This window comes from Rhodococcus sp. C26F (assembly GCF_053345925.1).
Genome location: NZ_JBKFBA010000078.1, coordinates 1 through 10510, shown reverse-complemented (window position 1 = coordinate 10510; position 10510 = coordinate 1). Strand labels below are relative to the sequence as shown.

The window sequence follows — 10510 nt, the reverse complement described above, 5'->3', positions numbered from 1 at the left end:
TGGGTGTGGCGGAAGGTGATCGCGCGCAAGCGTGCTCGGGGCGACTTCCACACGTCGGTACTCGTTGTGGGTGGCGCGCGAGCGGTGCGGCATATGACCCGCACCTTCTCCCGCAAGGACGGCGAGGGCTACCGCGTCGTCGGTGTCTGTGTGCCCCGTTATTCGGGTGCCCCCGGTGATGTGATCGATGTCGACGGCCGGGAGATCACCATCTACGGCGACGAACACTCCGTCGTCGAAGCACTCAAGTTGTCGGGGGCGGACTCGGTGGTGGTCACCGCCACCGAAACCCTGGGCAGCGAGGGGTTGCACGATCTGGTCTGGCAGCTCGAGCCGCTCGACACCGACCTGGTGGTCGCCACCGGTGTGGTCGATGTGGCCGGTCCGCGGATCGAGATGCGCCCGGTCGCCGGTCTGCCGCTGATCCACGTGGAGAAGCCCAGCTACCACGGGGCCAAGCGCTCGGGGAAGCGGATCTTCGACCTGGCGTTCGCAAGCCTGGCATTGCTGGCGTTGGCTCCGGTGTTCGCGGTCGTCGCCCTGCTCATCAAGCTCGAGGATCGGGGTCCGATCTTCTACAAGGCCGAGCGTATCGGCATCGACGGCACGCCGTTCGGGATGATCAAGTTCCGCTCGATGGTGACCAATGCCGACAAGATGGTCGACACGTTGCTGGCGCAGAACGAGGGTGCCGGTCCGCTGTTCAAGATGAAGGACGATCCGCGGGTCACCCGTATCGGCAAGGTGATGCGTCGGTTCAGCATCGACGAGTTGCCGCAGTTCCTCAATGTCATTCGTGGCGAGATGAGCGTGGTGGGTCCGCGTCCGCCGTTGCGGCGTGAGGTCGAAGCCTACGACGGTCGGGTCAAGCGCCGGCTGTTGGTGCGCCCCGGAGTGACGGGACTCTGGCAGGTCAGTGGCCGGTCGGATCTGTCGTGGGATGAGTCGGTGCGCCTGGACCTGTCGTATGTGGAGAACTGGTCGATGGTCTCCGATGTGTTGATCATCGGTAAGACCGTCAAGGCCGTGCTCGCCAGCGACGGCGCCTACTGAGCAAGCGTGAAGAGAACGGCCTCGGAGTTCGACTCCGGGGCCGTTCTCGTATGCGTACCGGCCGAACCGCCATGAGTCCACGAATATGCCGATACCGTGGACGAAACAGTTCGGAGGTAGCCGCATGTGCACAGCCGCCAACTACACCGCCAAGGACCACTACTTCGGCCGGAATCTCGATCTCGAATACTCCTACCGGGAAGCGGTGACGGTCACGCCGCGGAACTTTCCGTTCGAGTTCCGCAGGGTGCCGTCGCTGAAGACGCATCACGCCATGATCGGCATGGCGACCGTCGCCGATGGTTATCCGCTCTACTACGACGCGACCAACGAGAAGGGCTTGAGCATGGCGGGGTTGAACTTCCCCGACAATGCCGACTACAAGCCCGTATCGGAGCACGGGACGAATATCGCTTCCTTCGAGTTCATCCCCTGGGTCCTCGGTCAGTTCGAGACCGTCGCGCAGGTACAGGAAGCACTGTCGAACGTGCGCGTCGTCGACATCGCGTTCAGTGAGGAGTTCCCGCCGTCTCCACTGCACTGGATCATTTCCGACCGTGACGAGTCCATCACCGTCGAATCCGTCGACGAGGGCTTGAAGGTCCACGACAACCCGATCCAGGTCCTCACGAACAACCCGACGTTCGACATCCAGTTGTTCAACATCAACAACTACATGAGTCTGTCGGTCGATCCACCCGAGCCGCGCTTCTCGAAGGAGATCCCCTTCGATACCTACAGTCGCGGCCTCGGTGCTGTGGGGTTGCCGGGAGACCTGTCCTCGATGTCGCGTTTCGTCAAGGCCGCCTTCACCAAGGTGAATTCGGTATCGGGCGAATCGGAGTCCGAGGCGATCAGCCAGTTCTTCCACATCCTCGGTTCCGTGGAGCAACAACGCGGATGTGTTCGGCTCGACGACAAGTACGAGATCACCATCTACTCGTCATGCTGCAACACCCACAAAGGCATCTACTACTACCGCACCTACGAGAACAGCCAGATCACCGGCGTGGACATGCACAAAGAGGACCTCGACGGGAGCAATCTGGCGTCGTATCCGCTGGTGAAGAGCCAGCAGGTCCTCATGCAGAACTGAACGCAGCTCGATCGGAAGGGCCTCGGAGTTTCGTCTCCGGGGCCGTTCCCGTCTTCCGAGACGACTTCGTGATTTGACTTTCTGCTGTGACGACCCGCACAGTAAGTACGCACAGCGTTCAATAGGTACGCAGTGCGTACAAAATCTCTCGTTCCCTCGGAAGGAACCTTCGGTGTCACGACGCTCATTCGAATTCGGCCGGATCCGCACGGCGGCAGTAGTGGTGTCGGGTGTTCTCGCGCTCGCACTCACGGGCTGCAGCTCCGGTGAATCTGCAGCTCAGGAGACACCCGCAGCCCAGGAAACGACGGCGTCGGATGGTTCGCCCACGGACTCCGCTCACCCGGCCTCCGACGCTCCCGCCGAGGGAGAGATGCGTGTGACGCTGCTCGGCACGGGCAGCCCGGTGCCGAGCACCGAGCGCTACGGCATGTCCACGCTGGTCCAGGCCAACGGCTTGAACCTCGTCTTCGATGCGGGACGCGGAGCCACGGTGCGCCTCACGCAGGCCGGCGTTCCGGTCGGTCAGGTCGATGCCGTCTTCCTCACCCACTTCCATTCCGACCACATCAACGGTCTGTCCGACCTCTGGATGAGCAGCTACGTTCCGGCGCTCGGTGGGCGCGAGGGTGCCTTCCAGCTCTACGGACCCGTCGGCGTCCGGAACATTGGCGACGGAATGCAGAGCACCTACCGCAACGACATCGACGTGCGCGTCGCAGACAAGGAAGTCGATCCCGCGACCACGCCGATCGAATCGCACGAGTTCGCAGAAGACGGCGTCGTCTTCGACCAGGACGGCGTCACCGTCACCATGTTCACCGTGGAGCACGATCCGGTCGGTGCCATCCAGCCGGCGGTCGGCTATCGCGTCGACTATGCGGGCAAGTCGGTGCTCATCAGCGGCGACACCGTGCCCACCGAGAACGTTCTGAAGTTCGGCGAAGGTGTCGACGTGCTGGTGCACGAGGTGGCCGACTTCGAGGATCCGTCTGCGCTGCCCAGCGTGTACGCGCATCACACGAACCCGCAGCAGGCGGGCGACATCTTCGCGCAGACCCAGCCGAAGATGGCGGTCTACAGCCACATCGTCAACGGCATCCCCGGCCGCGTCCCCGGGATCTCCGAGGAGACGCTCGTCGAACGCACCCGGGAGAACTACGACGGCCCGCTGACCGTCGGCACCGACCTGATGACCTTCCTCATCACCGGCGACGAGGTGCGCGTCGACAGCTGATCGACAGCACGGCCCGAACCCCGCCGGCACCGTCGGCGGGGTTTCGGCGTGGGGCATCCGGGGTCATCTGGTGGATGTACCGCGTTTCCCGACGAGGAGGACCCGACATGGCGGCCAGCGTCTCCGATCGATTCGACATCGAGGCCACACCCGAGCAGGTGATGCGCGCCCTCGAGGATGTCGAGCGCATCCCCGAGTGGTCGTCGGCCCACAAGAGCGTCGAGGTGCTCACCCGGGACGACGCCGGCCGGCCGCTTCGGATCCGCATGACCCTGTCGCTGCTCGGCTTCTCCGACACCCAGATCATCGAGCATTCGTGGACCGAGAAGTCGACGTCGTGGACTCTCGTCGAGAGTTCCATGCAGCGCAGTCAGGACGGGGAGTACGCGCTCGAACCGACCGAGCGCGGCACCCGCGTGCACGTCACCATGTCGCTCGAACCGAAGGTCCCGGTTCCCGGCTTCGTGCTGAAGCGCGGGCAGAAGCATGCGGTCGAAGCGGTCCGGAAGGGGCTGACCGAGTTCGTCCTGTCCAATTACGCCTGACTCGCCGTCGGCAGTTCCAGAGTGAACCGGGCTCCGCAGCTCGGTCCGTCACTGTGCGCGTGGATGCGACCGGCGTGGGCTTCGACGAGTGCCCGTGCGATCGTCAGGCCGATGCCACTGCCGCCGTGATTCCGGTCGCGGGCGGTGTCCGCGCGGTAGAACCGGTCGAAGAGGTGGTCGAGGTGGTCGGGCGCGATGCCGACACCCGTGTCGGTCACGGTGATCTCCGTTCGGTCGCCGCCGAGGATGCGAGTGGCGACGGTGACGTTTCCTCCTGCCGGTGTGTGCCGTAGGGCGTTGTCCAGCAGGTTCGCCAGCACCTGTCCGAGCCGGTCGGGATCGACCGTCACCGGCGCAGATTCGACGACCTCGACCTGCAACGTCACGCCTTTGCCGTCGTACTGCTCGCGCACCGCGTCGACCGCCGTGGCGACGAGGGTGCCGGTGGTAGTGGGCACCCGATGGATGCGGGTGAGGTGCTCTTCCGCCCGGGAGACCGCGGTGATGTCCTGTGCCAGGCGGTTCAGCCGGTGGGTGGCGGCTCGCAGAATCTGCCGGGTGTCGTCGTCGAGAGTGCGGACGCCGTCCTCGAGTGCTTCCAGATAGGAGTCGAGTGTGGCGATGGGTGTGCGCATTTCGTGCCCGAGGTCGGCGAGCATTCTGCGCCTTGTGATTTCGGTGGCTTCCAGGCGTCGTGCCAGCTCGTTGAAACTGGTTGCCAGTTCGTCGAATTCGTGGCCGAGCTCGGGGCTGGGGACACGGGTGTCGTAGCGACCTCCGGCGATCTGCGCGGTGGAGGTGGTCACCGTGTCGAGCGAACGCTGTATCCGTCGCGCGATGTACCAACTGACCGCCGAGGCCAACAGCACCGCGATCGCGACCGCCAGACCCCACGCGAGGACGATGGCCCAGGTGAAGGCTTCTTCGACGTGGGCGGCCTGGCTCGAATCGTGATCGATGCCCGCTTGTCCGAGATGGTCGTGGAAGATCCCGGGAGCGAGAGCGGACGCGACGAGCCATGCGCTGACGGCACATCCGACGACGACGGCGACGAGCGCGAGGAACAGGCGGGTGCCGAAACTCGTCGCGGTGGGGGAGCCGGACGTCATCGTCCTGTACCCATCCGGTAGCCGACGCCGCGGACGGTGCGCACGAAACGTCCCTGGTTCGCATCGTCGCCGAGTTTGCGGCGCAGATGGCCGATGTGCACGTCCACGAGGTGGTCGTCGCCGACCCAGTTCTGTCCCCACACGGCCGCGATGAGCTGTGCCCGGGTGAACACGACTCCCGGGTCCTGCGCCAGGGCAGCGAGGATGTCGAACTCGGTACGGGTGAGCGCGACCGGTGTGCCGCGCACGGCGACCTCCCGTCCGTCGACGTCGATGGACAGATCGCCGAACACGCGGTCCTGCCGGCCCGTAGAGGCTGAGATCCGTGCAGTGGTCCGGGGACGACGCAGCATCGCTTGGATGCGGGCCATGAGTTCGCGCGGGCTGAACGGTTTCGTCAGGTAGTCATCGGCTCCGACGGACAGACCGATCAAGGTGTCGACTTCCTCGGTGCGGGCGGTGAGCATCACGACGTACGCGTCGGAGAAGGTTCGCAGTTGCCGGCACACCTCGACACCGTCGAGTCCGGGTAGGCCGAGGTCGAGCACCAGGATGTCGGGGTCGACCTGCCGCGCGAGGGTCACGGCCTCGGATCCGTCGCCGGTGATCGTCACGTCGAAGCCGTCGCGTTCGAGATACGAACCCACGAGCTTCGCCAACGACTCCTCGTCCTCGACGACCATGGCTCGCATCCGGCCGGTCGAGCTCGGGGCGGGTGCGGATCCGCCGGATGGTCCCGTTGGGCGAACAGAGGAAGGCATGGCATCCATCATCACCACCCGCCGTGGTGCTGACGATGTGCCCGCACTTCTTGAGCAAATCTTCATGAGATCTCCACCGGAACCCGGGAGCGCACACGCGAGGGTGGATGCCATGAACAAGAAGGCTCTGGCTGCCGGTGCGATCGCGCTGGCAGTGGCATTCACGACGTCTGCGTGCAGTGATTCCAGTGGCAACGAAGCAACCACGGCGACCGCCACTTCGGCTCCGACATCCGCCGAGGCGAACTCCGCGCGGTTCGACCAGGACGATGTGATGTTCTCGCGCATGATGATCCCGCACCATGCGCAGGCCATTGAGATGAGCGACATGCTGCTGGCAAAGGACGGCATCCCGGAGCCGGTGAGGGCGCTGGCCGAGCAGATCAAGGCAGAGCAACAACCCGAGATCGAGCAGTTCGAGGCATGGCTCGAGGAATGGGGCATGCCCATGCGCGGTGACGACGCTCCTGGAATGAACGGCCACATGTCCGGCATGCCGTCTGTCTCGGGCATGCCGGGTATGGACGACATGCCGCACATGGACGGGATGATGAGCGAGCAGGACATGCAGGCACTGTCCGACGCGCAGGGTGTCGACGCGGCCCGCCTGTATCTGGAGCAGATGATCGCCCACCACGAGGGAGCGATCGAGATGGCACAGGACGAGATCGAGGACGGGCAGTACCCCGATACCGTCGAGCTGGCCCGCACCATCGTCGACACCCAGCAGAAGGAAATCGACACGATGCGTCAGTTGTTGACCACTCTGTAGCCGATCCGCGTCGCGGGTTCGTCCCGCCGGCCGAGGGAGGAGCCGAGGATGTCCCAGCAGGTGCACGAACACACCCACGAGCACGCCGGCCACGATCGTCACGCGGGGCACGGCGCGCACGGTGAGATGTTCCGGCGACGGTTCTGGGTCAGTCTGGTCCTATCGGTGCCGGTCGTGGTCTTCAGCCACATGGTCGCCGAGCTCTTCGGTTATCACCTTCCGGATGTTCCGGGCGTCGAGTGGATCCCACCGGTACTGGGCACGGTGATCTTCTTCTACGGCGGCGTGCCGTTCCTGACCGGCGGCTGGGCCGAACTGCGCTCCCGCCGACCGGGGATGATGCTGCTGATCGCCATGGCCATCACGGTCGCCTTCGTGGCGTCGTGGGCCACGACTCTCGAGGTCGGCGGTTTCGACCTGGACTTCTGGTGGGAACTGGCGCTGCTGATCGTCATCATGCTGCTCGGCCACTGGCTCGAGATGCGGGCGCTGGGTTCGGCGTCGGGCGCACTCGAAGCGCTGGCCGCGATGTTGCCGGACACCGCCGAGAAGGTCACCGACGACGGCGTGGTCGAGGTGCCGCTGCACGACGTGTCCCTCGATGATGTGGTGCTTGTGCGCGCGGGAGCACGCGTGCCCGCCGACGGCACGGTCATCGACGGGACCGCCGAGGTCGACGAATCGATGGTTACCGGTGAATCGAAGACCGTCACCCGCGACATCGGTGACACGGTGGTCGCGGGCACCGTCGCCACCGACAGCGCGTTGCGGGTGCGGATCACGGCGGTGGGGGAGGACACCGCGTTGGCCGGCATCCAGCGCATGGTCGCCGATGCCCAGGCGTCCTCGTCCCGCGCACAGGCCTTGGCGGATCGCGCCGCGGCCTTCCTCTTCTACTTCGCCGCGATCGCGGGTGCTCTCACCTTCCTTGTATGGACGTTGCTCGGCAATCTCGACGAAGCGGTGGTCCGTACCGTCACCGTTCTCGTCATCGCCTGCCCTCACGCGTTAGGTTTGGCGATCCCGCTGGTGATCGCCATCTCGACCGAACGCGCGGCTCGGGCGGGTGTGCTCGTCAAGGATCGGTTGGCGCTCGAACGCATGCGCACCGTCGACGCGGTGTTGTTCGACAAGACCGGCACTCTCACGCAGGGCAAGCATGAGGTCACCGGTGTCGTCGCGAGGGCGGGGACCGACGAGGAACACTTGCTCGCCCTGGCCGCAGCGGTCGAAGCCGACAGCGAGCACCCGGTCGCGCGCGCTATCGTGGCTGCCGCCGATGCCCGCGTGCCGTCCGCAGAGCGGAGGGTGGTGACGGACTTCCGCTCGTTGCCCGGCCGAGGCGTGCGTGGACTCGTCGACGGAGTGGAGGTGACGATCGGTGGACCGTCCATGCTGAGCTCCCTGCAGTTGTCGGTGCCCGACGACGTCGCCGCTGTCACCGACGGATGGGTACGACGTGGCGCATCGGTGCTGCACGTCGCCTCCGACGGGCGGGTACTCGGGGCAGTGGCGCTCGAGGACACCGTGCGCGACGAGTCCCGCCAGGCCGTCGACGCGCTGCATGCGCGCGGCGTGATGGTCGCGATGATCACCGGTGATGCCCAGCAGGTGGCCGATGCCGTGGCCGCCGATCTGGGCATCGACGAAGTGTTCGCCGAAGTGTTGCCGGAGAACAAGGACGCGAAGGTCGCCGAGCTGCAGAAGCGCGGGCACACCGTCGCGATGGTCGGCGACGGAGTCAACGACGCACCTGCCCTCGCGCGGGCCGACGTCGGCATCGCGATCGGCGCCGGCACGGACGTCGCGATCGAGTCGGCCGGCGTCGTCCTCGCCGCGAACGATCCGCGAGCGGTGCTGTCCATCGTCGAACTCTCGCACGCGAGTTACCGCAAGATGTGGCAGAACCTGCTGTGGGCAACCGGATACAACGTCGTCGCCGTTCCGTTGGCAGCCGGTGTGCTCGCTTTCGCCGGTGTCGCGATCTCGCCGGCCGTGGCTGCGGTGCTCATGTCGGCGTCGACGATCGTCGTCGCGCTCAACGCCCAGACGCTCCGGCGCCTCGATCTCGACCCCGAGCACGCTACCGACGGATGAGTTTCTCGATAACTTCTCTTTTGTTGTCGCGCGCACGCAACAGTTCTGTGAGACGATCTCAATCGCATAACGTATCGGAGCCGCCACGGAGGACGCGGCACCGATATACGGGGTTTGTCGACGTCCGAGCGCAGGGAGGTGCTCGAGTGTCGACGCGTCTCGGGGAGGAGACACACTGTGAGGGTTCTTCCGTCATGACCACAGTTCGTCACACGAACTACGATGCTGTGCAAGGTATTTCCGGTGCCGACAGCAGTGTCGGCGAGTCGGTCGTCAGTGGACCATCCAACAGGTGGAGCTGGCAGAAGTCCTACGTCAACACTTTGTTCCTGACCGACAGTGCGGTCGTCGTGCTGGCTATCGTGCTCGCGCATGTGGTGCGGTTCGGACAGGATTCGCTCGTCACCATGGACGGCGTCGGAACACTGAGTTACACGCTGATCTCTGTCGCGTTCGGCGCGGCGTGGATCGCATTTCTTTCCCTGTTCCGTACACGCTCCAGGCGGGTGATCGGCGCCGGCTTCGAGGAGTATCAGCGCGTCGTTTCGGCGACGCTCAATCTTTTCGGCCTCGTTGCCATCGTGGCGCTCATCTTCCGGATGGAGCTTGCGCGCGGCTATCTCGCCATCGCTCTGCCCGCCGGTCTCGCGGGACTGCTGTTCTTCCGGTGGGTCTGGCGACGGGTCGTCGCACGCCGTCGCAGGAAGGGTGAATTCACGACCTCGGTGCTGGTGGTGGGTGGCGCTCGCGCAGTTCGTCACATGGCCAGCACGTTCCAGCGTCGCAGCGGCGAGGGTTATCGCGTGGTGGGCGTGTGCGTGCCGCGTTATTCCGGTGTGCCGGGCGAGAGCATCGATGTGGACGGACGGCAGATCCCGATCCACGGCGACGAGAACACCGTCGTCGAAGCGTTGCGCGCCTCGGGTGCCGACACCGTGGCGGTGACCGCCACCGAGACCCTCGGCCACGAGGGCATCCGTGACCTGCTGTGGCAGCTCGAACCCGAGCGCGCCGATCTGGTGGTGGCGACCGGCGTCGTCGACGTCGCCGGTCCGCGCATCGAGATGCGCCCGGTGGCCGGGTTGCCGCTGATCCATGTGGAGAAGCCGAGCTATCACGGTGCGAAGCGCAGCGGGAAGCGTCTGTTCGACCTCGCGTTCTCGCTCACCGCGTTGCTGTGCCTGGCGCCGGTCTTCGCTGTCGTTGCACTGTTGATCAAGCTCGAGGACGGCGGTCCGGTCTTCTACAAGGCCGAGCGCATCGGACTCGACGGAACTCCGTTCGGGATGATCAAGTTCCGCTCGATGGTGCAGAACGCCGACAAGCTGGTCGACACGCTGCTCGATCAGAACGAGGGTGCCGGTCTGCTCTTCAAGATGAAGGAGGACCCGCGCGTCACTCGTGTCGGCCGGGTCCTGCGCCGGTTCAGCATCGACGAGCTGCCGCAGTTCATCAACGTCGTGCGCGGCGAGATGAGCGTCGTGGGTCCGCGTCCGCCGCTGCGTCGCGAGGTGGAGAGCTACGACGGTCGGGTAAAGCGTCGTCTGCTGGTACGTCCCGGTGTCACGGGCCTCTGGCAGGTCAGTGGCCGCTCGGACCTGTCGTGGGACGAGTCGGTGCGTCTGGACCTGTCGTACGTGGAGAACTGGTCCATGGTCTCCGACGTGCTGATCATCATGAAGACCGTGAAGGCGGTCGTCGCCAGCGAAGGCGCGTACTGACCTTCGATGGAGCGATTCTCGCCCCAAGATCAACTTCACGGTAGTGTTTCAGGCTGTCGCCGTCCCCTGCACGGTGACGTCGAGCCCCGCCGGAAGGTTACTCGCATGCCCTTCCGGCG

General features: G+C 65.3%; 9 protein-coding genes. 7 read left to right on the top strand and 2 right to left on the bottom strand.

The features are described 5' to 3' along the window. From ACLBYD_RS29915 to ACLBYD_RS29900, 4 genes are all read left to right on the top strand, one after another. The coding region (locus ACLBYD_RS29915; RefSeq protein WP_447817367.1) for a sugar transferase at positions 1 to 1053 on the top strand (1053 nt) is incomplete at its 5' end. A 124-nt stretch (positions 1054 to 1177) separates the two neighbouring features. Further along, positions 1178 to 2149 (top strand): choloylglycine hydrolase, encoded by a 972-nt coding sequence (gene bsh / locus ACLBYD_RS29910; protein WP_447819291.1) that lies wholly within the window; start codon positions 1178 to 1180, stop codon positions 2147 to 2149. A gap of 172 nt (positions 2150 to 2321) precedes the next feature. Next, positions 2322 to 3386: an MBL fold metallo-hydrolase gene (locus tag ACLBYD_RS29905; protein WP_447819290.1), complete on the top strand. Its 1065-nt coding sequence runs from the start codon at positions 2322 to 2324 to the stop codon at positions 3384 to 3386. Positions 3387 to 3493: 107 nt separating this feature from the next. Further along, positions 3494 to 3931 (top strand): SRPBCC family protein, encoded by a 438-nt coding sequence (locus ACLBYD_RS29900; RefSeq protein ID WP_447819289.1) that lies wholly within the window; start codon positions 3494 to 3496, stop codon positions 3929 to 3931. Here the strand turns inward: ACLBYD_RS29900 and ACLBYD_RS29895 are convergent. Together ACLBYD_RS29895 and ACLBYD_RS29890 are read right to left on the bottom strand one after the other, a co-directional pair. Beyond that, positions 3922 to 5040, bottom strand: coding sequence for a sensor histidine kinase (locus ACLBYD_RS29895; protein ID WP_447819288.1), 1119 nt, complete (start codon positions 5038 to 5040; stop codon positions 3922 to 3924). The genes ACLBYD_RS29900 and ACLBYD_RS29895 overlap by 10 nt on opposite strands. Further along, positions 5037 to 5723 (bottom strand): response regulator transcription factor, encoded by a 687-nt coding sequence (locus ACLBYD_RS29890; RefSeq protein ID WP_088897953.1) that lies wholly within the window; start codon positions 5721 to 5723, stop codon positions 5037 to 5039. Before ACLBYD_RS29890 ends, ACLBYD_RS29895 begins: the two co-directional genes overlap by 4 nt. 190 nt (positions 5724 to 5913) lie before the next feature. On the opposite strand from ACLBYD_RS29890, the gene ACLBYD_RS29885 reads away from it, so the two are divergent. The 3 genes from ACLBYD_RS29885 to ACLBYD_RS29875 all read left to right on the top strand — a co-directional run bounded on the left by ACLBYD_RS29885 (position 5914) and on the right by ACLBYD_RS29875 (position 10391). After that, positions 5914 to 6573: a DUF305 domain-containing protein gene (locus ACLBYD_RS29885; protein ID WP_085469807.1), complete on the top strand. Its 660-nt coding sequence runs from the start codon at positions 5914 to 5916 to the stop codon at positions 6571 to 6573. Positions 6574 to 6621: 48 nt separating this feature from the next. Beyond that, complete coding sequence (locus ACLBYD_RS29880) at positions 6622 to 8670, top strand: heavy metal translocating P-type ATPase (RefSeq protein WP_447819287.1); 2049 nt, start codon at positions 6622 to 6624, stop codon at positions 8668 to 8670. Positions 8671 to 8864: 194 nt separating this feature from the next. Then, on the top strand, positions 8865 to 10391 hold the full coding sequence (locus ACLBYD_RS29875; RefSeq protein ID WP_447819286.1) for a sugar transferase: 1527 nt from the start codon (positions 8865 to 8867) through the stop codon (positions 10389 to 10391). The last annotated feature ends 119 nt before the right edge of the window (positions 10392 to 10510 follow it).

Excerpts from the sequence above, each read along its gene's own strand:
- bsh (WP_447819291.1), top strand. The coding sequence starts at position 1,178 with ATGTGCACAGCCGCCAACTACACCGCCAAGGACCACTACTTCGGCCGG.
- ACLBYD_RS29900 (WP_447819289.1), top strand. The coding sequence starts at position 3,494 with ATGGCGGCCAGCGTCTCCGATCGATTCGACATCGAGGCCACACCCGAG.
- ACLBYD_RS29895 (WP_447819288.1), bottom strand. The coding sequence starts at position 5,040 with ATGACGTCCGGCTCCCCCACCGCGACGAGTTTCGGCACCCGCCTGTTC.
- ACLBYD_RS29890 (WP_088897953.1), bottom strand. The coding sequence starts at position 5,723 with ATGGTCGTCGAGGACGAGGAGTCGTTGGCGAAGCTCGTGGGTTCGTAT.
- ACLBYD_RS29885 (WP_085469807.1), top strand. The coding sequence starts at position 5,914 with ATGAACAAGAAGGCTCTGGCTGCCGGTGCGATCGCGCTGGCAGTGGCA.
- ACLBYD_RS29880 (WP_447819287.1), top strand. The coding sequence starts at position 6,622 with ATGTCCCAGCAGGTGCACGAACACACCCACGAGCACGCCGGCCACGAT.
- ACLBYD_RS29875 (WP_447819286.1), top strand. The coding sequence starts at position 8,865 with ATGACCACAGTTCGTCACACGAACTACGATGCTGTGCAAGGTATTTCC.